General features: G+C 54.5%; 24 protein-coding genes and 3 tRNA genes. 10 read left to right on the top strand and 17 right to left on the bottom strand.

Annotation, left to right across the window (positions count from 1 at the left end; all coding sequences use genetic code 11):
- Positions 1 to 38: 38 nt before the first annotated feature.
- From nadR to serB, 3 genes are all read right to left on the bottom strand, one after another.
- Positions 39 to 1,271: a multifunctional transcriptional regulator/nicotinamide-nucleotide adenylyltransferase/ribosylnicotinamide kinase NadR gene (nadR, locus tag HV107_RS13715; protein WP_182059503.1), complete on the bottom strand. Its 1,233-nt coding sequence runs from the start codon at positions 1,269 to 1,271 to the stop codon at positions 39 to 41.
- A gap of 160 nt (positions 1,272 to 1,431) precedes the next feature.
- Complete coding sequence (gene radA / locus HV107_RS13710; RefSeq protein ID WP_182059502.1) at positions 1,432 to 2,817, bottom strand: DNA repair protein RadA; 1,386 nt, start codon at positions 2,815 to 2,817, stop codon at positions 1,432 to 1,434.
- 11 nt (positions 2,818 to 2,828) lie between these two features.
- Entirely contained in the window at positions 2,829 to 3,797 is a 969-nt protein-coding gene (gene serB / locus HV107_RS13705; RefSeq protein ID WP_182059501.1) for a phosphoserine phosphatase, read from the bottom strand.
- A gap of 117 nt (positions 3,798 to 3,914) precedes the next feature.
- Here serB and HV107_RS13700 point away from each other — a divergent pair, with 117 nt between their 5' ends.
- Both HV107_RS13700 and lplA read left to right on the top strand, forming a co-directional pair.
- Positions 3,915 to 4,559: a YtjB family periplasmic protein gene (locus HV107_RS13700; RefSeq protein ID WP_182059500.1), complete on the top strand. Its 645-nt coding sequence runs from the start codon at positions 3,915 to 3,917 to the stop codon at positions 4,557 to 4,559.
- Between the two features lie 39 nt (positions 4,560 to 4,598).
- Positions 4,599 to 5,615, top strand: a complete 1,017-nt coding sequence (lplA, locus tag HV107_RS13695; RefSeq protein WP_182059499.1) for a lipoate--protein ligase LplA — start codon at positions 4,599 to 4,601, stop codon at positions 5,613 to 5,615.
- Positions 5,616 to 5,699: 84 nt separating this feature from the next.
- On the opposite strand, the gene deoD is transcribed toward lplA, so the two are convergent.
- The 4 genes from deoD to deoC all read right to left on the bottom strand — a co-directional run bounded on the left by deoD (position 5,700) and on the right by deoC (position 9,939).
- Positions 5,700 to 6,422: a purine-nucleoside phosphorylase gene (deoD, locus tag HV107_RS13690; protein WP_014068806.1), complete on the bottom strand. Its 723-nt coding sequence runs from the start codon at positions 6,420 to 6,422 to the stop codon at positions 5,700 to 5,702.
- Positions 6,423 to 6,505: 83 nt separating this feature from the next.
- On the bottom strand, positions 6,506 to 7,729 hold the full coding sequence (gene deoB / locus HV107_RS13685) for a phosphopentomutase (protein ID WP_182059498.1): 1,224 nt from the start codon (positions 7,727 to 7,729) through the stop codon (positions 6,506 to 6,508).
- A 53-nt stretch (positions 7,730 to 7,782) separates the two neighbouring features.
- Positions 7,783 to 9,105, bottom strand: coding sequence for a thymidine phosphorylase (deoA, locus tag HV107_RS13680; protein ID WP_182059497.1), 1,323 nt, complete (start codon positions 9,103 to 9,105; stop codon positions 7,783 to 7,785).
- Between the two features lie 54 nt (positions 9,106 to 9,159).
- The gene (deoC, locus tag HV107_RS13675) at positions 9,160 to 9,939 is read right to left on the bottom strand and encodes a deoxyribose-phosphate aldolase (RefSeq protein ID WP_220458410.1); all 780 of its coding nucleotides are present in this window, start codon (positions 9,937 to 9,939) and stop codon (positions 9,160 to 9,162) included.
- Between the two features lie 263 nt (positions 9,940 to 10,202).
- Here deoC and HV107_RS13670 point away from each other — a divergent pair, with 263 nt between their 5' ends.
- Positions 10,203 to 11,750 carry a YjjI family glycine radical enzyme gene (locus HV107_RS13670; RefSeq protein ID WP_182059495.1) on the top strand — a complete coding sequence of 516 codons (1,548 nt, stop codon included), beginning with the start codon at positions 10,203 to 10,205 and terminating at the stop codon, positions 11,748 to 11,750.
- The gene (locus HV107_RS13665; RefSeq protein WP_182059494.1) at positions 11,725 to 12,585 is read left to right on the top strand and encodes a YjjW family glycine radical enzyme activase; all 861 of its coding nucleotides are present in this window, start codon (positions 11,725 to 11,727) and stop codon (positions 12,583 to 12,585) included. Before HV107_RS13670 ends, HV107_RS13665 begins: the two co-directional genes overlap by 26 nt.
- On the opposite strand, the gene HV107_RS13660 is transcribed toward HV107_RS13665, so the two are convergent.
- From HV107_RS13660 to HV107_RS13625, 8 genes are all read right to left on the bottom strand, one after another.
- A complete protein-coding gene (locus tag HV107_RS13660) occupies positions 12,580 to 13,362 on the bottom strand; it encodes a TatD family hydrolase (protein WP_182059493.1) in 783 nt (260 codons plus the stop codon). The two genes, HV107_RS13665 and HV107_RS13660, sit on opposite strands and share 6 nt — an antisense overlap.
- Positions 13,359 to 14,411, bottom strand: coding sequence for a patatin family protein (locus HV107_RS13655; protein ID WP_182059492.1), 1,053 nt, complete (start codon positions 14,409 to 14,411; stop codon positions 13,359 to 13,361). The genes HV107_RS13660 and HV107_RS13655 overlap by 4 nt, the downstream gene beginning before the upstream one ends.
- A 120-nt stretch (positions 14,412 to 14,531) precedes the next feature.
- Positions 14,532 to 14,693 (bottom strand): DUF1328 domain-containing protein, encoded by a 162-nt coding sequence (locus HV107_RS13650; protein WP_002887716.1) that lies wholly within the window; start codon positions 14,691 to 14,693, stop codon positions 14,532 to 14,534.
- Positions 14,694 to 14,813: 120 nt separating this feature from the next.
- The gene (osmY, locus tag HV107_RS13645; RefSeq protein WP_182059491.1) at positions 14,814 to 15,431 is read right to left on the bottom strand and encodes a molecular chaperone OsmY; all 618 of its coding nucleotides are present in this window, start codon (positions 15,429 to 15,431) and stop codon (positions 14,814 to 14,816) included.
- A 304-nt stretch (positions 15,432 to 15,735) separates the two neighbouring features.
- On the bottom strand, positions 15,736 to 17,325 hold the full coding sequence (gene prfC / locus HV107_RS13640; RefSeq protein WP_182059490.1) for a peptide chain release factor 3: 1,590 nt from the start codon (positions 17,323 to 17,325) through the stop codon (positions 15,736 to 15,738).
- Between the two features lie 91 nt (positions 17,326 to 17,416).
- Positions 17,417 to 18,094, bottom strand: coding sequence for a pyrimidine 5'-nucleotidase (gene yjjG, locus HV107_RS13635; protein ID WP_182059489.1), 678 nt, complete (start codon positions 18,092 to 18,094; stop codon positions 17,417 to 17,419).
- Between the two features lie 19 nt (positions 18,095 to 18,113).
- Complete coding sequence (gene rimI / locus HV107_RS13630) at positions 18,114 to 18,557, bottom strand: ribosomal protein S18-alanine N-acetyltransferase (protein ID WP_014068794.1); 444 nt, start codon at positions 18,555 to 18,557, stop codon at positions 18,114 to 18,116.
- Entirely contained in the window at positions 18,526 to 18,939 is a 414-nt protein-coding gene (locus tag HV107_RS13625) for a DNA polymerase III subunit psi (protein WP_014068793.1), read from the bottom strand. Before HV107_RS13625 ends, rimI begins: the two co-directional genes overlap by 32 nt.
- Positions 18,940 to 19,041: 102 nt before the next feature.
- Here HV107_RS13625 and rsmC point away from each other — a divergent pair, with 102 nt between their 5' ends.
- The 4 genes from rsmC to HV107_RS13605 all read left to right on the top strand — a co-directional run bounded on the left by rsmC (position 19,042) and on the right by HV107_RS13605 (position 20,562).
- On the top strand, positions 19,042 to 20,070 hold the full coding sequence (rsmC, locus tag HV107_RS13620; RefSeq protein WP_182059488.1) for a 16S rRNA (guanine(1207)-N(2))-methyltransferase RsmC: 1,029 nt from the start codon (positions 19,042 to 19,044) through the stop codon (positions 20,068 to 20,070).
- 172 nt (positions 20,071 to 20,242) lie between these two features.
- A tRNA-Leu gene (locus HV107_RS13615) sits at positions 20,243 to 20,328 on the top strand.
- Between the two features lie 28 nt (positions 20,329 to 20,356).
- Positions 20,357 to 20,442: transfer RNA gene (locus HV107_RS13610), tRNA-Leu, on the top strand.
- A 34-nt stretch (positions 20,443 to 20,476) separates the two neighbouring features.
- Positions 20,477 to 20,562, top strand: a tRNA-Leu gene (locus HV107_RS13605).
- Positions 20,563 to 20,599: 37 nt separating this feature from the next.
- Here HV107_RS13605 and HV107_RS13600 read toward each other — a convergent pair.
- Entirely contained in the window at positions 20,600 to 20,869 is a 270-nt protein-coding gene (locus HV107_RS13600; RefSeq protein WP_182063521.1) for a DUF1435 domain-containing protein, read from the bottom strand.
- Positions 20,870 to 21,084: 215 nt separating this feature from the next.
- On the opposite strand from HV107_RS13600, the gene HV107_RS13595 reads away from it, so the two are divergent.
- Together HV107_RS13595 and fhuF are read left to right on the top strand one after the other, a co-directional pair.
- The gene (locus HV107_RS13595) at positions 21,085 to 22,149 is read left to right on the top strand and encodes a GGDEF domain-containing protein (protein ID WP_182059487.1); all 1,065 of its coding nucleotides are present in this window, start codon (positions 21,085 to 21,087) and stop codon (positions 22,147 to 22,149) included.
- Between the two features lie 95 nt (positions 22,150 to 22,244).
- Positions 22,245 to 23,033, top strand: coding sequence for a siderophore-iron reductase FhuF (gene fhuF / locus HV107_RS13590; RefSeq protein WP_182059486.1), 789 nt, complete (start codon positions 22,245 to 22,247; stop codon positions 23,031 to 23,033).
- A gap of 195 nt (positions 23,034 to 23,228) precedes the next feature.
- Here fhuF and HV107_RS13585 read toward each other — a convergent pair whose 3' ends face one another.
- On the bottom strand, positions 23,229 to 24,383 hold the full coding sequence (locus HV107_RS13585) for an IS481 family transposase (RefSeq protein ID WP_182059485.1): 1,155 nt from the start codon (positions 24,381 to 24,383) through the stop codon (positions 23,229 to 23,231).
- Between the last annotated feature and the right edge of the window lie 19 nt (positions 24,384 to 24,402).

Genomic DNA, 24,402 nt, shown 5'->3' with positions numbered 1-24,402 from the left:
CCCCTATGGGGAGAGGGTTAGGGTGAGGGGTAAGTGTTTTACCCCTGCTCCCCCATCATCTCTTTCACCAGCTCCACACAGCGCAGGAAGCGGTTGTCGTAGTCTGATTCTTCGACATGCACAAACTCCACGTTGTTCTCGTGCAGCATATCCACCAGCATGGTCTGGAACTCTTTTCTGTCTACCGAGCTGCCAAGGCTGCGCATCCCATCAGCAACCCACGGGGTGTTGTTTTCCAGCAGGATCACCAGGTCGAAGCGGTATTCGTCAATCAGCACCTGGACGAACGGGTGTTCGCGGCCTTCGTACTTTTTACAGAACGCCTGCGTGGTGACGAAATCCGTATCGATAAACGCCACCTTGTTGGCGTACTTCACTGCAAAATCAATGTACTGCGCGTGTCCAAGCGCAATCTTATCGTAGTCGGAATACTGGAGCGCCATCTCATCGCCGCCCAGATGGGAGAAGACATAATCACGCCCGTACTCCCAGGCACTGGTGGTGTTAAAGATGTTCGCCAGCTTGTTGACCAGCGTCGACTTACCGCTCGACTCACCGCCCAGAATGGCTACCGTACGCACAAAGAACGGTTTCACTTCAGTCGGAATGTAATCCCAGTAGCGGAACGGGTTTTCACGGATCTGCGCCCCGCTGATGCTCATAAAGGTGCGTTTTGGGTCGATAAGCACCGTTTCCGTACCCAGATGCTCGCGGAACTGCGGGGCATCTAGCTCTTCAGAGGTGTAGATCCAGTTAGGCGCGATCCCCTTCTCTTCCATAAAGGCTTTCACGCCATTGCTCCACACGTCCCAGCCGTGCGGATACGGCTCCATGCCCTCTTCATTGAACGCATGAATACGAATATTTTTCTGGTACTTAAAGGTCTGGAGCAGCCAGCGCAGGCGATCCGGCACCGTCGGCTGTTGCGACATAGCGCTGTCTTCGAACAACTCGCGGTCACGTTTTTCGTCGTAGCCCATGATGATGTGCAACTCATCAACCTGGCTACAGGCGCGCTGGATCAGATAGATATGCCCGGTATGCAGCGGGTAAAACTTGCCAAAAACCACACCGATGTTCTTTTGCATACGCGGAAATTCTAGCCCCAGGAAGCGATGCAATGCTTCCAGCTTTTGCGCACTGGGGCTTTTGATTTTGGCATTCAGCAGTTGGCTCAGATAGCCTTTGGTCATACCGCTGGCATCCGCCACCTGCTGCAAGGTGCAGCCTTTCTGGCGAATTGCGGTCTTGAGATAGTCAAATGATGACATTAATTACGGTGCCTCCTGCAACATCGAATACACATACCCTAAATAATTCGAGTTGCAGGAAGGCGGCAAGGAAGCGCATCCCCGGAGCTTACTAAAGGTAAGTGACCGGGGTAAGCGAACGCAGCCAACGCACATGCAACTTGAAGTATGACGGGTATAATTATAAGTCGTCAAAAACACTTAATGCATCTGCGAGTTTCTTCACGCCGAAAACCTGCATCCCTTCAGGGATTTTTTTCGGCACGTTCGCCGCTGGCACAATGGCCCGACGGAACCCGTGTTTGGCCGCCTCAGAGATACGCTCCTGGCCGCTCGGCACCGGGCGAATTTCCCCGGCAAGACCTACTTCGCCAAAGACCACCAGATCCTGCGGTAGCGGCCTGTCGCGCAGGCTGGACACCATCGCCAGCAGCAATGCGAGGTCAGCACTGGTTTCGGTGACTTTAACGCCGCCCACCACGTTAACAAAGACGTCCTGATCCGCCATTTGCAGGCCGCCGTGACGGTGCAACACGGCCAGCAGGATAGCTAACCGGTTCTGCTCCAGGCCAACCGCCACACGCCGCGGGTTGCCCATCATCGAGACATCCACCAGCGCCTGGATTTCCACCAGCAGCGGGCGCGTACCTTCCCAGAGCACCATCACCGAACTGCCGGAGGTGACTTCATCACCACGGCTGAGGAAGATGGCTGACGGATTACTGACTTCACGCAGCCCCTGTTCGGTCATGGCAAAGACGCCCAGCTCATTCACCGCGCCAAAGCGGTTTTTATGGCTGCGCAGCGTACGGAAACGGGAGTCCGCATCGCCGTCGAGCATCACCGAGCAGTCGATACAGTGTTCGAGCACTTTCGGCCCGGCAAGCGAGCCATCTTTGGTTACGTGGCCAACCATCACAATCGCCACGCCGCGCGTTTTGGCAAAGCGTGTCAGATAGGCTGCGGTTTCGCGCACCTGAGCCACACTGCCTGGCGAAGACTGGATATCCGCCATGTGCATCACCTGGATGGAATCGATAACCATCAGCTTCGGCTGCTCTTCTTCAGCAATCATGCAAATCTGTTCAATGCTGGTTTCCGAGAGCATGTTCAGGTTGCTGGTCGGCAGACCAAGACGGTGCGCACGCATCGCCACCTGCTGCAATGACTCTTCCCCCGTGACGTACAGGGTTTTCATCTGCTCGGCGAGTTTGCACAGGGTTTGCAGCAGCAGCGTCGATTTACCGGCCCCCGGGTTACCGCCGATAAGAATGGCGCTACCCGGCACTACCCCACCGCCAAGCACACGGTCGAACTCTTTGAATCCGGTAGAGAAACGTGGCAACTCTTCCAGGCTGATGTCCGAGAGCTTCTGGACTTTCGCCACACCGGCATTCCCCGCATAGCCGCTGAGGCGCTCATTGCGGGCCACGCTCGGCGAAGCCGCCACACCACGCACTTCGGTAATGGTGTTCCAGGCATGACAGGCACTGCATTGCCCCTGCCAGCGCGGATAATCCGCGCCACATTCATTACAGACAAATGCGCGTTTTGGAGCTTTCGCCACGGTTTACCTCGTTATTTCTGATTAATGCTGCCAGAGAGAATGCAGAACACCCCCATCAGGTCAGCATGACGGATGGTCACTTCCGTCTTTTCATTCACTTTTGGCTTGGCATGGTAGGCAATGCCAAGACCCGCTGCTTTGATCATCGGCAGATCGTTAGCACCATCACCAATCGCCACGGTTTGTACGACAGGAATTTCATATTTTTCAGCCAGACGGGTCAGCGTGTTCGCTTTGTACTGCGCGTCCACAATGTCGCCAATCACATGACCGGTCAGTTTACCGTCCATGATCTCCAGCTCGTTCGCCACCACGGTGGTCAGGCGCAGCTTGTCACGCAGGTAATCGGCGAAGAAAGTGAAACCACCAGAAGCAATTGCCACTTTCCAGCCCAGCGTTTCCATCTTCAGCACTAATTGCGTCAGCCCAGGCATCAGCGGCAGCTCATCACGCACCTGACGTAGAATATTGGCATCGGCCCCTTTCAGGGTTGCCACGCGTTGTCTGAGGCTTGCGGTAAAGTCCAGCTCGCCACGCATCGCGCGTTCCGTCACTTCTGCCACCAGCTCACCGCTGCCGGCCAGTTTGGCTATTTCGTCGATGCACTCGATCTGGATGGCGGTAGAGTCCATATCCATGACCAGTAAACCAGGCGTTTTCAGATGCGGGATTTTGCCCAGCGGGGCCACGTCCAGCCCGGCATCGTGTGCCAGGCGCGTGGCGCGCTGCGTCAGGGAACCGGCCAGGCGAATAACCTGGTAATCCTCCACGCACCAGGCTGCAACGATCACCATCGCAGCACCCAGTTTGGTTTGATATTGCGTCAGGCGCTGCTTATCGAGGCCGCGTCCGTACAGCAGCCAGCCGCTACGACCGGCGTGGTAATCCAGAGGCATCACCTCATCACCACTTAAAGAGAGCGGCAATCCTGGCCATAAAGAGACATCCGTTGGCAGGTCGCACCAGGTAATGTTCGGCATTGAAGCTCCTGTAATTTCGTTCGCGCCGGAAGGTTCCAGAGGGAAAATAACGCATGAGGCTACCCTGTAACCATCACTTCTGGCAACATTAAGCCGTAAATTTTCAGCAGGTGGAATATGGCTCGCGCAAAACTGAAATTCCGGCTTCATCGTGCCGTGATTGTCCTTATCTGTCTGGCGCTCCTGGTGGCGCTGATGCAAGGGGCATCATGGTTTAGCCAGAATCATCAACGGCAACGCAATCCGCAACTTGAAGAGTTGGCCCGCACGCTGGCGCGTCAGGTGACCCTTAACGTTGCACCATCTATGCGTACTGAAACGCCGGATGACAAGCGAATAAGCCAGGTATTACGCCAGCTTACGGAGAACAGCCGTATTCTGGATGCCGGAGTCTATGACGAACAGGGCGACCTGATCGCCCGTGCGGGTGAGCACGTCGACGTGCGCGACAGGCTGGCGCTGGACGGTAAAAAAGCCGGGGGCTACTTCAACCAGCAAATCGTCGAACCTATTCAGGGGAAAAATGGCCCGCTGGGATATTTGCGCCTGACGCTCGACACCCACACGCTGCCTACCGAAGCCAAACAGGTGGATAACACCACCAATATTCTGCGCCTGATGTTGCTGCTTTCGCTGGCCATTGGCGTGGTGCTGGCGCGTACCCTGTTGCAGGGAAAACGCACACGCTGGCAGCAGTCCCCCTTCCTGTTGACCGCCAGCAAGTCTATTCCTGAAGACGAAGAGAGCGAGAAGAAAGATTAGTGATAAAGTGGGCGGATGATTCGGAAAAGGAACTTTGCCATGACGACATTACGCCTGCTTATCTCTGACTCTTACGATCCCTGGTTTAACCTCGCGGTGGAAGAGTGCATCTTCCGCCAGATGCCCGCCACCCAACGCGTACTCTTCCTGTGGCGTAACGCCGATACCGTGGTCATTGGCCGGGCGCAAAACCCATGGAAAGAGTGCAACACTCGGCGTATGGAAGAGGATAACGTCCGTCTGGCACGCCGGAGCAGCGGGGGCGGCGCGGTGTTTCACGATCTGGGCAACACCTGCTTTACCTTTATGGCGGGTAAACCGGAGTACGATAAAACCATCTCCACGGCCATCGTGCTCAATGCCCTGAACGCGCTTGGCGTTCAGGCTGAAGCGTCCGGGCGCAATGATCTGGTGGTCAGTACAGAGGAAGGCGATCGCAAGGTTTCCGGCTCGGCGTATCGCGAAACCAAAGATCGCGGTTTCCATCACGGCACACTGCTGCTCAACGCCGATCTCAGCCGTCTGGCCAACTACCTTAACCCGGACAAGAAAAAGCTTCAGGCTAAAGGCATCACTTCCGTACGCGGCCGCGTCGCGAATCTGGTTGAGCTGCTGCCTGGCGTCACGCACGAACAGATTTGCGAGGCTATCCGCGAGGCGTTCTTTGCCCATTACGGTGAAGGCGTCGAAGCAGAAGTGATTTCACCCGACAAGACCCCCGATCTGCCGAACTTCGCGGAAACCTTCGCCCGCCAGAGCAGTTGGGAGTGGAACTTTGGGCAGGCACCGGCGTTCTCTCACCTGCTGGATGAGCGCTTTACCTGGGGCGGCGTAGAGCTGCATTTTGACGTTGATAAAGGTCATATCACCCGGACACAGGTCTTTACCGATAGCCTTAATCCGGCCCCGTTAGAAGCGCTGGCGGCACGTTTGCAGGGCTGTCTTTATCATCCGGACGTGCTTCAACAGGAGTGCGATGCATTGTTGGTGGATTTCCCGGAACAGGAAAAAGAACTGCGTGAATTGTCGGCGTGGATTGCACGGGCTGTTCGCTAAAACAAAGCCCGCTGGCGCTACGCTTAGCGGGCCTACAACACCGTAGGCCGGGTCAGGCGAAGCCGCCACCCGGCACAACAGGTCTTACTCTTTATCGCCCAGCAGAACGGATTCCAGCGCGATTTTGATCATGTCGTTGAAGGTGGTCTGACGCTCAGCAGCAGTCGTCTGCTCGTGCGTACGGATGTGGTCAGACACGGTGCAGATGGTCAGTGCTTTTGCACCAAACTCAGCCGCTACGCCGTAGATACCTGCCGCTTCCATTTCCACGCCCAGGATGCCGTATTTTTCCATCACGTCGAACATTTCACCGCCGTCTGGTGCATAGAACAGATCAGCAGAGAAGATGTTGCCCACGCGAGCGTCAACGCCCAGCGCTTTTGCCGCGTCAACCGCGTCACGTACCATGCCGAAGTCTGCAATCGCAGCAAAGTCATGATCTTTGAAACGCATACGGTTCACTTTGGAATCGGTGCATGCACCCATGCCGATAACGATATCACGCAGTTTCACGTCCATACGAACCGCGCCGCAGGAGCCTACACGAATGATTTTCTTCACGCCGAAATCGGTGATCAGCTCTTTGGTGTAGATCGAGCAGGATGGGATACCCATACCGTGCCCCATGACAGAGATCTTGCGGCCTTTGTAAGTCCCGGTGAAGCCCAACATGCCACGCACGTTGTTCACTTCACGCACATCTTCCAGGAAGGTTTCAGCGATGTGCTTCGCACGCAGCGGGTCGCCTGGCATCAGAACAACGTCAGCGAAATCGCCCATTTCTGCGTTAATGTGTGGAGTTGCCATCTTCAGTTCCTTTTCATTTTAAATTCTCCCTCTCCCTGTGGGAGAGGGTTGGGGTGAGGGCATCAGGCCGCACCCAATGTGCCTCAGAACATGGCTTTGCCATATTCCATGTCGGACGTACCAAAGTATTTTGCAATTGTCTGGCCAATATCCGCGAAGGTTTCACGGTGGCCCAGAGAACCAGGTTTCACTTTTGGACCATACACCAGCACCGGAATGTGCTCACGGGTGTGGTCAGTACCGGTCCAGCTTGGGTCACAGCCGTGGTCAGCGGTCAGGATCAGAATGTCATCTTCACCCAGCAGCTCCATCAGCTCTGGCAGACGGCGGTCGAACAGCTCCAGACCGGCAGCATAACCGGCGATATCGCGACGGTGTCCCCAGGAGGAGTCGAAGTCCACGAAGTTGGTAAAGACAATGGTCTTGTCTCCCGCTTCTTTCATCTCTTTGATGGTGGCATCGAACAGCGCATCCAGACCGGTGGCTTTCACTTTTTTGGTGATACCGCAGTTGGCATAGATGTCCGCGATTTTACCAACGGAAACCACGTGGCCGTCTTTCTCTTCAACCAGTTTTTGCAGCACAGTCGGTGCTGGCGGCTCAACAGCCAGGTCATGACGGTTACCGGTACGCTGGAAGTTACCCGCTTTGTCGCCGATAAACGGACGCGCGATAACACGGCCAATGTTGTAGCCGCCTTCGGTCAGCTCTTCACGGGCGATTTCGCACAGCTCATACAGCTTATCCAGGCCGTAGGTCTCTTCGTGGCAGGCAATCTGGAACACGGAGTCAGCAGAGGTATAGAAAATCGGTTTGCCGGTTTTCATATGTTCTTCACCGAGCTCATCCAGGATAACGGTACCGGAGGAGTGGCAGTTACCGAGATAACCCGGCAGGTTTGCACGCTTCACCAGTTTATCCAACAACTCCTGCGGGAAGCTGTTCTGGTGATCGGAGAAATAGCCCCATTCGAACAGAACCGGAACACCGGCGATTTCCCAGTGGCCAGACGGGGTATCTTTACCGGAAGAGAGCTCGTGCGCCCAGGCGTATGCGCCCACCACTTCTGCGTTACCGTCCATACCGGCTGCGATTTTGCCGGTGGAACCTTCATGCGCTTTCACCAGGCCGAGGCTGGTCAGGTTTGGCAGAGTCAGAGGGCCTTTACGACCGTTGTCCGCTTCACCTTTGGCGCAGGCTTCAGCGATGTGACCCATGGTATCGGAACCCACGTCACCAAAACGTTCTGCATCTTCGGTTGCGCCGATGCCGAATGAGTCCAGCACCATAATAAATGCACGTTTCATAATTGTTCTCCGTACTTAGTGCTTCAAAAAATAGCGATCAGATCAGTATACAGTTATTCAGTGATACGGCGATAGACAGTCGGTGTGCTTTCTGGTGCTTTATCATCAAGCGTGATTGCCGCTTTCACCGCTCTCGCCGCATCCTGCCAGCTGGCTTCGTCTTTCGCGTGGATAACCGCCAGCGGACGTTGGCCGTCGACGCTGTCGCCCAGACGAACCATGTCGGTAAAGCCAACGCTGTAATCAATCGTGTCAGATGCCTGACGACGACCGCCACCCATCGACACCACCGCCATACCGAGCTCACGGGTATCCATTGCGGAAATAAAGCCTTCGGTATCGGCATAGACCGCTTTGCTGAGCGTCGCCGTTGGCAGGTATTTCGCGTAGTTTTCCACGAAATCGGTTGGGCCTTTCTGCGCGGCCACCATACGACCGAAGATCTCTGCCGCTTTGCCGTTATCCAGCACAGCCTGCAATTTCGCCCGAGCTTCGGCATCATCTTTGGCAAGCTTGCCGGAGATAAGCATCTCAACGCACAGCGCCATGGTGACGTCGAACAGACGTGGGTTACGGTATTCACCCGTCAGGAACTGCACAGCTTCGCGCACTTCAACGGCGTTACCTGCGCTGGATGCCAGCACCTGATTCATGTCCGTCAGCAGCGCGGTGGTGCGCACGCCAGCACCGTTGGAAACGCCAACAATCGCTTCAGCAAGCTGGGCGGAAAGTTCATAGGTTGGCATAAACGCGCCGCTGCCCACTTTCACGTCCATCACCAGCGCATCCAGGCCTTCCGCCAGTTTTTTGGCGAGGATCGAAGCGGTGATCAGCGGGATGGAGTCAACAGTCGCGGTAATGTCGCGGGTGGCGTAGAAACGCTTGTCCGCCGGTGCAAGAGAGCTGGTCTGGCCGATAATCGCCACACCAACGTCTTTAATAATTTCGCGGAAGCGATTGTCATCCGGGAAGATGTCGAAGCCCGGAATGGCTTCCAGTTTATCCAGCGTGCCGCCGGTGTGACCCAGGCCACGCCCGGAGATCATCGGAATATAACCACCGCAGGCCGCAACCATTGGGCCAAGCATCAGTGAGGTAACATCACCCACACCGCCGGTAGAGTGTTTGTCGACAATAGGGCCATTAAGGTTGAGGCTTTTCCAGTCCAGAACGGTCCCTGAATCTCGCATCGCCATGGTCAACGAGACACGTTCAGGCATCGACATATCGTGGAAAAAGATGGTCATCGCCAGAGCAGCAATTTGCCCTTCAGAGACGGTGTTATCGCGAATGCCGTTGATAAAGAAGCGGATCTCTTCGTCGCTTAATGCGTGACCATCACGTTTTTTACGAATAATTTCTTGTGCGAGAAACACGGTAACCTCCCGAAGTAGGCCGGGAGCGCTATGCGCCACCCGGTCATTCAAAAATTAGTAGCTGCTTGCGCTCTTACCGTCGCCGTGACCCAGCGCTTTGAGCAGGCTTGCCAGCAGGCTGGATGCGCCGAAGCGGTAGTGACGGGAATCCGCCCAGTCAGCGCCGAACAGCTCGTCGGCAATCGCCAGGAACTGCTGCGCGTCTTCCGCGGTACGCACGCCGCCCGCAGGTTTGAAACCAACGGTTTTGGACACGCCCATATCGCGAATGACTTCCATCATGATGCGCGCGCTTTCCGGGGTCGCGTTGACCGGCACTTTACCGGTAGAGGTTTTGATGAAATCTGCACCGGCTTTGATAGCGATCTCAGATGCTTTACGGATAAGGCGCTCTTCTTTCAGCTCACCGGTTTCGATGATCACTTTAAGCAGCACGTTTGCCGCCGCACAGGCGTCTTTACAGGCTTTCACCAGGTCAAAACCAACCTGTTCGTTGCCCGCGATCAGCGCGCGGTATGGGAACACCACGTCAACTTCATCAGCGCCGTAAGCAATCGCCGCACGGGTTTCTGCCAGCGCAATGTCGATATCGTCGTTGCCGTGCGGGAAGTTAGTCACGGTTGCAATACGCACATCCGGGGTGCCCTGCTCGTTCAGAGTCTTACGTGCAATTGGGATAAAGCGCGGGTAGATACAGATGGCTGCGGTGTTACCGACAGGCGTTTTCGCCTGATGGCACAGAGCGATGACTTTCTCATTGGTGTCGTCATCGTTCAGGGTGGTCAGGTCCATTAGTTTCAACGCACGCAGGCTGCTTGCAGTTAAATCGGTCATAACATTCTCCAACGGCATCGCCGTATAAAATTTCACCTTGCGGCTCTGTTAGTATTCTAACATCCACTCGCATACACACTTCGACATTCATCACAGTTAATGAAAACTTCGTACAAATTTGCATTGCTGTAATGAGATCAACTTCAAATTTTCTTGCTCAAACTGCTGACTAAAGCAGCGATTACCCCTGTCGGATCAAAAGCCTCCGTGGGGTGACTTCCTACAATCCGCTCATCAATCGCAGAACAATAAAGGAAGTGAATATGTCCCACTCCAGCCCTGACGCCCTGCAACAACGTTGCCAGCACATTGTGACAAGCCCGGTACTCACACCTGAGCAAAAACGTCATTTTCTGGCGCTGGAGGCGGAAAACGCCCTTCCCTATCCTGCTTTGCCACAGGCCGCCAGAGCGGCGCTGGACGCGGGTTTTATCTGCGACATGTTCGAAGGCCATGCGCCTTTCAAACCCCGTTACGTTCTGCCGGATTACGCAAAATTCCTGGCTAACGGTTCAGCATGGCTGGAGCTGGAAGGTGCGAAAGACCTTGATGATGCTCTCTCACTGTTAACCATCCTTTACCACCATGTTCCATCAGTCACATCCATGCCCGTGTATCTGGGCCAGCTTGATGCGCTACTGCAACCGTATGTTAGAATTCTAACACAAGAAGAAATCGATAGCCGCATAAAACGTTTCTGGCGCTATCTCGACAGGACACTGCCAGATGCTTTTATGCACGCAAACATCGGCCCGGCGGATACACCTGTTACGCGGGCAATTTTACGGGCTGATGCAGAGCTGAAGCAGGTCGCACCGAATTTAACCTTCATTTATGATCCCGAAATTACACCTGATGATTTGCTGCTTGAGGTGGCGAAAAATATTTGTGAGTGCAGCAAACCTCATATTTCTAACGGCCCGATAAATGATAAAATTTTCACAAAAGGCCGTTATGGTGTGGTCAGTTGTTACAATTCTCTGCCGCTGGCGGGTGGTGGTAGCACGCTGGTACGCCTCAACCTGAAAGCCATTGCTGAACAGAGCGATTCGCCTGATGATTTCTTCACCCGCACGCTTCCGCACTACTGCCAGCAGCAAATCGCCATCATCAACGCGCGCTGCAACTTCCTGTATGAAAAATCGGGCTTCTTTGAGAATAGCTTCCTGGTGAAAGAGGGGCTGATAGATGCCGATCGTTTTGTACCGATGTTTGGCATGTATGGCCTTGCTGAGGCGGTTAACACCCTATGTGAAAAAGCCGGGATGGACGGGCGTTACGGTAAAGATGAACAGGCCAACGCGCTGGGTTATCGCATCAGCGCGCAGCTCGCCGCTTTTGTCGAAAACACGCCGGTGAAGCATGGCTGGAATCACCATGCCCTGCTGCACGCGCAGTCCGGGATAAGCTCGGACATCGGGACAACGCCAGGCGCACGCCTGCCGTACGGCGATGAACCCGATCCGATTAGCCATCTGCTCGCGGTTGCTCCACATCACCAGCATTACCCTTCAGGTATCAGCGATATTCTGACCCTGGAAGAGACGGTAAAACGTAATCCGCAGGCAGTAGTGCAGCTGTGTCTGGGGGCCTTTAAAGCCGGGATGCGCGAGTTTACGGCCAACGTGGCGGGTAACGATTTGGTCCGCGTGACCGGATACATGGTGCGATTATCAGACCTGCAAAAATACCGTGAGGAAGGGTCGCGCACCCAAACCACCTGGCTTGGAGAAGAAGCCGCGCGCAATACACGTATCCTGGATCGCCAGCCACGGGTGGTAAGCCATGAACAACAGATGCGCTTTAGTTAGTCAGATTATCCCCTTCTCCTGCGTGGACGGTCCAGGCAGCCGCCTGGCGCTGTTCCTCCAGGGCTGTAACCTGCGCTGTAAATCCTGCCACAACCCGTGGACCATCGGCCGCTGCAACGACTGCGGCGACTGCGTTCCCCATTGTCCGCACGACGCGCTGAATATTCAGGCCGGGCGGGTCTGGTGGCAGGAAAGCGACTGCAAACAGTGTGACACCTGCCTGCACCTTTGCCAGCAGCAGGCCACACCGATGGCGCAACGCTTTAGCGTAAACGATATCCTCGCGCACATTCGCAAAGTCGCGCCGTTTATCGATGGCATCACCGTGAGTGGCGGTGAGGCCACAACGCAACTGCCGTTTCTGGTGGCACTGTTCACAGCGATGAAAACAGAGCCAACCCTTCATCATTTGACCCGTCTGGTCGACAGTAACGGCCTGCTCGGGGAAACCGGCTGGCAGAAGTTATTGCCGGTTCTCGATGGTGCAATGCTGGATCTCAAAGCCTGGGGAAACGAACATCACCGCTACCTGACCGGACGTGAAAACCCGCAGATAAAGCAGAGCATCCGCTTGCTGGCGCAGCATAACCGGCTGACCGAGCTGCGGTTACTGGTTATCCCTGAGAAGTGCGATTATCTGGAGCATATCAAAGCGCTAATCGTGTTTATTCACTCGCTGGGCAATATCCCGGTGAGGATCAACGCGTTTCATGCACAAGGGGTTTACGGTGAGGCGGCCAGCTGGCGTAGCGCAACGCCTGCCGATATTGAGCCACTGGCACTGGCGCTGGAAAAAGAGAAGATCGCCGTGATCCGCCCGGCGCTCTATCTATAGCGCAATGCCAAACAGCGAGCGGGTGTTGCTCAGCAAGGCATCCGCAATCACATCCGCAGGCTCTCTGCGCAGTTCACATAGCGTGTCGAAAACGCGCGCCGCCTGTTCCGGGCGATTAGGTTGCCCCTGAAAACCGTTTAGCGGCATGTCGGGTGCGTCGGTTTCCAGCAATAACGCCGTGAGCGGTAGCTGTGCCATCACATCCCGGGTCTTGCTGGCTCGTGCGTAGGTAATCGTCCCGCCAACACCAATGCGATAGCCCAGCCCGATAAAGCGTTCAGCCTGCTGCAAACTGCCGGAAAATCCGTGCACCACGCCGGTACGGGGTAAATTTATGCGTTTCAGGTGCAGAGCCAGTTTGTCGTGAGTGCGGCGCGAGTGGAGGATCACCGGCAGATCGTGCTGCTTTGCCAGCCGGAGCTGCGCGTCGAGGAGAGTCTGCTGGCGTTCAAAATGCGGATCCTCGCGATAGAGATCCAGGCCAATCTCACCAATAGCCACCCGCTTCTTCTCGGGCGTGCGTAATATTTCGTCCAGCCTGTCGATATGTTCGTCCAGATGGCGCTCAATAACGATCGGATGCAGGCCGAGTGCGGCATACAGTGCATCATGTCGCCGGGCGAGATCCTGCACACGGTCGAAGTGAGCGGCTTCAATGGCAGGCACGATGATCGCCTGAACGCCCGCCTGCGCGGCGCTATCAATGCTTTGTTCTTCATTACCGGTAAAGGGCGGAAAATCAAAGTGGCAATGGGTGTCGACAAAGCGGTACGTCACGCCAAATCCTCATTATCAAATGTTGTATCATTCGCCTGCGCAATGTCGACTCGCGGCATCGCCAGTGCGTCATTGGCCACAATGGCAGGCGGCGTTATGATCCGTTTATGTCGATGGAAAGGCGGGTGCTCGGCCAGCAGTTTACCTACCGTTGCCAGGAAATAGCGCCCGCAAAGCCGCCCCGTTTTATAGTCATCACGCAGTGCAGGTAAACGGCTGCCCAGCGCCATACTCAATAGTGGTTTCGGCGGATAGATCTCAAAGATCCGCAACTTACCCGGCGGTTTTTCGATAAAGCGCTGCATTGCGCCGTAACTCGCTTCATGTCGCTGGGCGATATTCACCAGCGGTTGCAGGCTGCTATCACCCAGCCAGCGCTCCATGCGCTTGAACCATTGTGGGGTGTAGTACATTTGCGAAGGCACAGTGCGGATCACCACAATGGTTTTTGCCCCTCTGCGCGCGGCTTCCTGTACCGGCACCGCATCGCTGATACCGCCGTCAAGGTAGCTCACACCGTCAAGCATTGCGCCAGTGCGATAGAACCCCGGAATGGCGCTGGAGGCACGAATGATATCGAGCCAGTTCTCTTTCTGCGGTGAAAAATACCCCGGCGTGTAGTCATCGCCCCGGCTGGCGCACATCCAGAATTCTTTTCCGGTATCGAACAGGCGCGATGCCGTGTCCATCGCCAGCGGCATCTGGCTGGCGGTGGAATCTAACAACCAGTCGAGATCGATTAAATTCCCCCCGCGAACAAAGCGCACCGGGTTAAAAAAATCCCGCGAGGTGGTGTAACGCATGATCACTTTGCGAGCATAGCCCGGCTGGTTACACACATAGGCGGAGAGGTTTTGCGCCCCCGCCGAGGTGCCTAAAAACAGGTCGAATGGGTTGAATTGCGCACGCATAAACTCATCCAGCACGCCAGACGTGAAGATACCGCGCTGCCCGCCGCCCTCGCACACCAGTGCAAGCTGGCCCGGACGAAACGGCTTAAGCGCCAGCGGCGTAATATTGCCGAGCGTAACGGGAATTCGTTGCCCCACCTCTGCTTTCCTGCGTTATTTGTTTTGTGAATACACAGTAACCTACACCTTACGCCAGGCTCAAACCAGAAAAAGCCAGTCGGGAGACTGGCTTTGATGTTGCTGTCAGAGTGTGTGTCGCTACGGACGGCGTCGTCCGGTAAACAGGCTGACCAGGAACAGAATAATACCGACAACGAAGACAATTTTCGCTGCCCCTGCCGCTGTACCCGCCAGACCACCAAAGCCCAGCGCGGCGGCAATTAACGCGATAACCAGAAAAATAATGCCCCATCGAAACATAAGACTCTCCTTTACCATAGTTAATGTCGACCGCAAGTCGCGAGCGTTCACTGCTGATGATTCCAGGTGTAATTCTTATTCCGTCTTCCGGCCTCAGTCAGAAGAACGAATTGCGATGTGTTACTTCGATTTCAGGTCATTTTTGACGCTTTTGACGCCATCAACCGCTTTCGCAATGGCTTCGGCGCGTTCAATTTGCGCCTGAGAATCGACGGTACCGGACAACTGAACCACACCATCGGTAGTTTCTACTTTCACTTTTCGTGACGGTACAACGTCATCAGCCAGAAGCTTGGCTTTGATTTCACTGGTGGTTGCAGCATCACCGGCATAACCCTGCATAGAGCCATTTTTACTGTCGCGGACATGCAATTTGTCGCTGACGGAGGTCACACCTTCTACCCCCTTAGCAACCGCAACAGCCTGTTCAGCCTGGGTCTGGCTCTCCACAAAGCCGCTCAGCGTAACGACGCTGCCCTCTGTTTTGACGGAGATGTCGGTGCTCTTGATGTTTTTATCGTCCACCAGCGCGGCTTTCACTTTAGCGGTGATAGCGCTGTCATCCATGAAGTTACCGACTTTATTCATCGAGCTATCGATTTTTTCCCCCGTGCTTGTCGCCACGGACTGGGCTTTATCCATCGTGGTGTTTTCTGCAAAAGCAGAACCGCTTGTCACGATGCACCCCAGGGCTACGGCCAGCAGAGATTTTGAAATCTTAGGTCTTGTCATATTCATCGATGTGTTCCTGTAGTTTGCTCGCTATTTGAGCGGCTAACGTTCCTTTTCGTTAGTTGTAAATGCTGTGAATAAACCAACAGTCAGTAAGGGAAATCATTTTCAGGTAATAAAACAGTCAATTCACCCACCGACGAGGTTAAACACTGAGTTAAATATAGAACAGTCTCGCGGTGCCGCATTCAGAATCGGTCAAAAAACAGGCAAACCAACGCCGAACGGGATGATTTAAGAACATTCCGCAAGGGTCTAATAAGGCAGGGAATTAAGAAGAGCACGGCGAAAACCGTGCTCTGAGAGGGGATTAGTGTTCGCGCGTTTTGCGGAACTGAACGTCAGGATAGCGTTCCTGCGTCAGGTTCAGGTTAACCATGGTTGGGGCGATGTATGTCAGGTTATCGCCGCCATCGAGCGCCAGCTGGATCTCATTCTTACGCTTAAATTCTTCGAATTTCTTCACGTCAGAACACTCAACCCAGCGCGCAGTCGCCACGTTTACGGATTCGTAAATCGCTTCAACGTTGTATTCGCTCTTAAGACGCGCAACTACCACGTCAAACTGCAACACACCGACCGCACCAACGATCAGATCGTTGTTCGCAATTGGGCGGAATACCTGTACCGCACCCTCTTCGGAAAGCTGTACCAGGCCTTTCAGCAGCTGTTTTTGCTTCAGCGGATCGCGCAGACGAATACGACGGAACAGCTCCGGCGCAAAGTTCGGGATGCCGGTGAACTTCATCATCTCGCCCTGGGTGAAGGTATCACCGATCTGGATCGTGCCGTGGTTATGCAGGCCGATGATGTCACCCGGATACGCTTCTTCAACGTGAGAACGGTCGCCCGCCATAAAGGTCAGCGCGTCGGAGATCACCACGTCTTTACCGATACGCACCTGGCGAAGCTTCATGCCCTTTTCATATTTACCGGACACCACACGCATAAAGGCCACGCGGTCGCGGTGTTTTGGGTCCATATTGGCCTGAATTTTAAAGACGAAGCCGGTGAATTTCTCTTCTTTTGCTTCGACTTCACGGGTGTCGGTTTTACGCGGCATCGGACGCGGCGCCCACTCCACCAGACCGTCGAGCATATGATCAACACCGAAGTTACCCAGCGCGGTACCGAAGAAGACCGGGGTAATTTCGCCTGCCAGGAACAGCTCTTTATCGAACTCGTGGGAGGCGCCTTTCACCAGCTCCAGCTCGTCGCGCAACTGCGCGGCCAGCTCTTCACCTACCGCTACGTCCAGCTCTGGGTTGTCCAGGCCTTTCACAACGCGCACTTCCTGAATGGTGTGACCCTTACCGGTCTGATACAGGTAAGTCTCATCTTTATAGAGATGGTAAACACCTTTAAACAGCTTACCGCAGCCGATTGGCCAGGTAATTGGTGCACAGGCGATCTTCAGCTCGCTTTCCACTTCATCCATCACTTCCATCGGATCGCGGATGTCACGGTCGAGTTTGTTCATAAAGGTGAGGATCGGCGTATCGCGCAGACGGGTAACTTCCATCAGCTTACGGGTACGGTCTTCTACACCTTTTGCGGCATCGATAACCATCAGACAGCAGTCAACCGCCGTCAGCGTACGATAGGTATCTTCGGAGAAGTCTTCGTGGCCCGGGGTGTCCAGCAGGTTCACCAGGCAATCGTGATACGGGAACTGCATCACGGAGGTGGTAATCGAAATACCACGCTGCTTTTCCATCTCCATCCAGTCAGATTTTGCATGCTGGCTGGAGCCACGGCCTTTAACCGTACCGGCAGTCTGAATAGCCTGTCCGAACAGCAGCACCTTTTCGGTGATGGTCGTTTTACCGGCATCCGGGTGAGAGATAATGGCAAAAGTGCGGCGCTTGGCCACCTCTTGCAGATAAGGAGACAACGTCATAATCAAATCTTCTTTTATAAGCGCGGCAGCACGCCACGCATCATGGAATACAAAATTGCGGCTATTTTACCCATCAATAGGGGGCAGGCAATCATTGTTTACACAGGAGTTGCTCCAGTTCGTTCAATGACGAGACGGTCCAGGTCGGTTGGATACCTTCAGGCTGCACGCGACCGTGCGCATTCAGCCAGACGGTCGACAAGCCCGAGTTCATGCCACCCAGAATATCCGACTCGGCGGTGTCCCCTACCATCAGCACGCGTTCGCGCTCAGGATTGCCTGCCTGCGCCAGCGCGTAATCGAAAATACGCGGATCGGGTTTTGGTACGCCCACTTCTTCGGAAATCACCAGCGCATCGAAATGATCGCGCAGGCCGGTACGTTCAAGACGGATCTGCTGTAAGGCGGTAAATCCGTTGGTAATAATACCCAGTTTCGCCTTACCTTTCAGGGAGTCCAGCAGGGAAACCGCACCCGGCAGCGGCGCGCAGATATCGGCCATCGCATTCAGGAAGGCATCATTCAGCGAGCCAGGACTCACCTTCAGGCGCTCTGCCCACACATCAAAGCGCTGATGTTGCAGCTGCAACGCGGTGATAGTACCGTTCTGGTAATCCACCCACAGCGGTTTATTAACCGCCTGATAGTCCTGAAAATCTTCAGCGGTGAAGGTAACGCTATAATCCAGAAACATCCGCTGTAGGCCACCGAACGAGTCAAACGTAAACAGCGTTTCGTCGGCATCAAAGAAAATCCAGTCCCATTTCATCGTTACAACCTTATTTTCGTTATCCAAGCGGCAGAGCCATGATGATGGCGTCTTCACGTCCCTCTGCGGTGGGGTAGTAGTTACGGCGGATTGTCGCCTCGTTAAAGCCTAAGCTTTCGTAGAGTGCGATGGCGGCGACATTTGATGCGCGTACTTCCAGCCACAGGGTGAAAACGTCACGGGTTTCAAGCTCGCGAATTAAATACTCCAGCAGCTCCCTTCCCAGGCCTCGGCGCTGAAACGCCGGGTCGACCGCGATGTTAAACAGCGTTGCTTCATCCAGCACGACCTGAGTGATGGCGAATGCCGCCATCGTGCCATCGACATCCAGGCGGTAGTTCAGATAGCGGTCGCCCTGATTGCTGGCGAATGTTTTTTCGCTCCACGGAAACGCATGGGCGCGTGTTTCAATCGCGAACGCTGTCGTCAGATCAGGCGTCGTGAGGGAAGAAATCGTGTTCATATTTGCAGATTTGTTGCCACAGCGCGCTGCGCGCTTTTGGGTTTGCTTTTAGCTCTTCCAGCACGGGAGAGCTTATCTGGCTTCCCTCAAGGGCGAGTTCGTCCACCTCTCCCATCCGCCAGCTGTTACAGCGGCTATCAGGAGGCAGCATCGCGACCCGTTCTGGCGTCAGCTGTAATACCTGATCGGGCGTGAGCTTCAGGCTAAGAAGGACATCGCCAATAAGGGCTTCATTCAGGGCAGGCAGCGCCTCCGCCACCATCACCAGGCGAACATGCGCAGGAATGGCAATGGCAATTTCACCCTGCAACGCCGTCGGGCGACGCAAGGCCCACTGGGTAATACCCAGCTGCTGCAACTGCCAGTCTCGTCGGGATGTCATAGGGAAAGCTCCTGTCTCTCAGGCGCGCAAATATAGCAAATGTGTCGAAAGTGCGCCATCTACCTACTATAATCCCCGCCTGAGTTTATTGAGGAACAATTCATGTCTGCATTTACCCCGGCAAGTGAAGTCTTGCTGCGTCACAGTGATGATTTCGAAGAAAGCCGTATTCTTTTTGCCGGAGATATGCAGGATGACCTGCCTGCGCGTTTCGACTGTGCTGAAAGCCGTGCCCACACCCAGTATTACCACCACTGGCAGGTGCTGAGCCGCCAGATGGGCGAGCGCGCGCGCTTTAGCCTGGTGGCAGAGCAAAGCGACGTTGCCGATTGCGACACGCTGATTTACTACTGGCCGAAAAACAAACCTGAAGCGCAATTCCAGCTGATGAACCTGCTCTCCCTGCTGCCGGTGGGATGCGATATCTTCGTGGTGGGTGAAAACCGTAGCGGCGTTCGCAGTGCCGAACAGATGCTGGAAGAGTACGCGCCGCTGAACAAAATCGACAGCGCCCGTCGCTGTGGCCTGTACCACGGTCGCCTGGAAAAACAGCCATCGTTTGATGCAGATAAATTCTGGGGCGAATATCAGCTTGATGATTTGACCATCAAAACCCTGCCTGGCGTTTTCAGCCGCGACTATCTGGACGTAGGCAGCAAACTGCTGCTCTCCACCCTGACACCGCATACCAAAGGCAAAGTGCTCGATGTGGGCTGTGGCGCGGGCGTGCTGGCAACAGTGCTTGCCAGTCATTCACCAAAAGTACGCTTAACCTTATGTGATGTCAGCGCGCCAGCGGTTGAAGCTAGCCGCGCAACGCTTGCCGCAAACGGTTTTGAAGGTGAAGTGATCGCCAGCAACGTCTTCTCTGACGTGACCGGTCGCTTTGACATGATTATCTCTAACCCGCCGTTCCACGACGGGATGGAAACCAGCCTTGAAGCGGCGCAAACCCTGATCCGCGGTGCAGTACGTCACCTTAACAGCGGCGGTGAACTGCGTATCGTCGCCAACGCCTTCCTGGCGTATCCGAAAGTGCTGGATGAAACCTTCGGCTTCCACGAAGTGATTGCCCAGACCGGGCGCTTTAAGGTGTACCGCACCGTGATGACGCGTCAGGCTAAAAAGTAATTCCCGAATCTGTTTGCCGGATAAGCGTCAGCGCCTTCCGGCAAACAGACGTCTCTGTTCCGACCATTTTTACATCAATCAAGGTATAGCGCGCACTTTTCTGTTGACGAAAAGCTGAAAACATCTAGAATGCGCCTCCGTGGTTACGATACTTTTATAGTATCGATGGTATGCGAAGGTGGCGGAATTGGTAGACGCGCTAGCTTCAGGTGTTAGTGTCCTTAGGATGTGGGGGTTCGAGTCCCCCCCCTCGCACCATAAATCACATTGATATTGCTCGCACTGGGCGAAGGTGGCGGAATTGGTAGACGCGCTAGCTTCAGGTGTTAGTGTCCTTAGGATGTGGGGGTTCGAGTCCCCCCCCTCGCACCAACGAGGCGATATCAAAAAAAAGTAAGATGACTGTGCGAAGGTGGCGGAATTGGTAGACGCGCTAGCTTCAGGTGTTAGTGTCCTTAGGATGTGGGGGTTCGAGTCCCCCCCCTCGCACCAATTATCTTATTATCCCTCTGATGTTCCTTCCGTTTTTTTATTTCAAACTCATCAGTATTACCAATATTCCACTGACCAATGCAACGCACGATGGCAACAACACATAGTGCCGCAATTGCTTATGCCAGATCATCGCCGATGTCATCAGTAACCCTGACACAATAATCAGTTTCCAGATGTCGACAGAGAGATCGGCAAACATCAGACCGCCAATGATCATCCCAGGCAACAACACACCCCAGGCACTTCCCAGCGCTTTACTCAACATGGTTAGTTCTCTCACACCAATAATGATAACCAATATCATATGATAGTAATTATCATTTGTCAGTGCGCGGAATAAGAATTCATCGACCTTTACCTTTCCCATAATGACAGGAAATGTCTAAGGTGATAAATTGCTCACCTGTTAACTGTCTTTACCGTTTTCTAATAATTACAATTCGAAATTTTTGCATTCAAAATTCCAAACCAACACCTATTCGCTTGTTTTAATTAAATAATTTTAATAAACGCACTAATATGACATCACAATCCTGGCGTTCTTTGGTCAACAAGAAATATCAATTATCTTTACGTTTGTTTTTATCTTTGAATGCTGCGTCTGCACTGTTCTCGGTAACAAACCCACTCTATTCCGTGCGCCTGTTCTCCATCCCCTTGATCGCTATTTTTGCGTTAAGCGTCGGTTTACTTGCCTGGCACTGGAAAAATAAAAAACGAAAAGTAAATATTCCTGTTGTTTCAGCGATCTTTGGTCTTTTATGGGCCTGGCAAATCACCGCTAAATTTTCGTTGCTTACGCACGATCAGGGCACCTATCTGGTCATGGCATTATTAACGGTGCTCTTTATTGGTTCGCTGGCATTTGTCAGTAATATCAAAGCATTTACATTGCACTCGTTACCAACTTTTGTCGTCTGCCTGTGGTTAAGCAATCATGACAGCTGGCTGCGTATGGCCTACTCCTTTGCCCTGCCGATGGTGGCTATTGGTATTCATCACGTTTTACAAAGACGTAATGACAATTTCGCCCAGGAGTTGCTTACCCGCTTGCTGGAAGAGCGAGAAACCCTTACCGATCTCACCATGGTGGACCCGCTCACCGGCCTGTATAACCGACGTGGACTGCAAACCAGGCTGGATAACCTGCCAACGGTGGATAATGGTGAACATTTTGTTCTGCTGCTGGATATCGACCACTTCAAGGCTTACAACGACCACTACGGTCATATGATGGGCGATCAGGCGCTGATCCGCGTCTCTGCGGCGATCCGTGATGCGGTGCGCTCGCGCGACATCGTTGCGCGCTTTGGAGGCGAAGAGTTTATGGTACTGCTGACCAACATCTCACTTGAAAATGCTCGCCTGACGGCTGAGCGGATCCGCCAAAAAGTGTACGATTTAAAAATCCCGCATATGTTCAATGAAAGCGTGGCAACCAATGTCACCATCAGTATTGGTATTGCCATTTTTGAGGGTGAAGACGTCGAAGGGGCGCTGGGAAAAGCGGATAAAGCGCTATATGAAGCCAAGCATATGGGACGCAACAACATCCTGTACAGCGAAGAGCTGCAAACGTCTTAAGCCCGCTGTCGCACATCCCGGACAAAAGTCTTGCGATCGGCATTATCTATAGTTAGGATTGGCAATCATTATCATTTAGATTTCCATCCAAAGCTATGACCACTCGTACCGCACAAGCCGTTGAACCTATACTCTGGCGAGCCAGTCTCTCCACGGGGAGTGTTACGCTTGCGGACGCCATTCGCGAGAAAATAGCCGAAACGCGCGCGCATCTGCTGGATTTCATTAAGCTGGATGAACCGCATCCACATCACGCCATGACGCTGGCTCAGTGGCGTAATCCGGTAGAGTGGCAATCCTTATTTGCCGCTTATTCAGACCATATCTATCGTAACCAGCCCACCATGGCGCGGGAAAACAAACCACTGCTCTCCCTCTGGGCGCAGTGGTATATCGGGTTGATGGTTCCCCCTGTGATGCTGGCCCTGTTAACCCAGGACGTCATGCTGGATCTCTCCCCGGAATTCTTCCACGTAGAATTCCACGAAACCGGGAGAGCGGCCTGCTTCTGGATTGATCTCCATGAAGATAAGCACGCGGGGCATCTTTCTGCTCAGGAGCGAATGGAGAGCCTTGTCACTCGCGCGTTGATCCCGGTTATCGATGCACTGGAAGAGACGGGTGAAATTAACGGGAAGCTTATCTGGAGTAATACCGGTTATTTAATTCACTGGTATTTGACGGAGATGAAACCGCTGCTCGGCGATGAGAAAGTCGATGCCCTACGCCAGTCGTGTTTCTTTGCCAAACAACTTTCTGATGGGCGCGATAACCCGCTGTTCCGCACCGTTGTGCCACGTGACGGACTTCTGGTTCGCCGTACCTGCTGTCAGCGCTATCGCTTGCCGGATGTGCAGCAATGTGGGGATTGTACGCTGAAGTAATGGTGTGGTTTGCCGGGTGGCGCTAACGCTTACCCGGCCTACACTACGGTGCGGTCTGATGCCCTCCCCCTGACCCTCTCCCACCGGGTTGAGGAATCCCCACAAAAATACGAGCACGGACGGCTCCCTCTCCTTTTTGGGGTGTACGGTCCGGGGACATGGTAGACAGGTGTTCGGGGACATGGTGAACACTTTTTAACATCCTTTACCCATGGTGATCGACTTTTTCTTCAGGTCGATCACCCCCACTTTCGTGCTGTACCACCACACCTCGTAGCTGCCGTCTTCCTGCATCTCCTTCAGCCCGACCCGTTCTCCCCTGAACGCCTTGCCTGCGCTCAGACTTACCCCTTTCACGCTCAGCTTTCCGCTGATATCCACTTTCCTGACCATCACGCCCTCGTCGTATTCCGGGGGCGTGGTGTTGCCGCTGTACTGCCGCTCTGACGGCTTATACCGCGACCCCGGTACCGCCATATCCAGCGCCTCATGCGGGCGTTCAAGGTTATAGACTGTCCGCCAGTGGTCGAAGGCGCGCTGCAGTTCGCCCCCGCTCGCGAACCACTTCCCCTGCAGCACTTCTGCCTTCAGGCTCCGGTGAAAACGCTCCAGCTTACCCTGCGTCTGCGGATGATACGGCCGGGAGTGCCCCACCCGGATACCCAGACGCATCAGCCACAGCTCCAGCGCCGTCCAGGTGCCGGTGGTGTCTCCCCACGGAGAACCGTTGTCCATCGTCATCCGGTCCGGCAGGCCGTAGCGCTCAAACACGCTGACCAGCTGCTGCTGCACGGTCTCGCGCCGTTCATCGGTACAGTGCGCCAGGCACAGGGAAAATCGGGAGTGGTCGTCCAGCAGGGTGAGCGGATGGCAGCGGCCGCCTCCAAAGGGAAAGTGGCCCTTAAAATCCATCTGCCAGAGGCGGTTCGGCGCGTCATGTTCGAACCGTCCCGTGGCGGGAATGCCCGGTGAAGTGCCCGGCAGCAGACCGTGACGGGCCATGAGGTTATGGACGGTGCTGAAGGCGGGCATGGTGTGCCCCTGGTCTTCCAGCCAGCGCTTTATCTTGCGTGCGCCCCAGCGTTCATGGCGGTCATGCGCCATACGCAGCAGGGCAGTGATGTCGTCAGATGAGCGGTTCGGGGAATGGTGCGGTATGCGCGGGCGGTCCTGAAGGCCAGAGGCCCCTTCCTCCGCCCAGCGGCGAAGCCACTTATAGCCAGTGGCAGGTGAAATGCCGAAGCGACGGCAGAGGGAACGGATGTTCGCCCCGTCCTGCGAGGCGAACAAAACAAACTCGGTACGTAATGACATGGTATCTCTCGCATCCCAGGACATAAGCGACTCCATAAACGGGTTCTTATGCCTT

Source organism: Enterobacter sp. RHBSTW-00175, from assembly GCF_013927005.1.
Lineage (GTDB): Bacteria > Pseudomonadota > Gammaproteobacteria > Enterobacterales > Enterobacteriaceae > Enterobacter.
The sequence above is the reverse complement of the archived record's forward strand: the minus strand, read 5'-3'. Positions and strand labels throughout refer to the sequence as shown.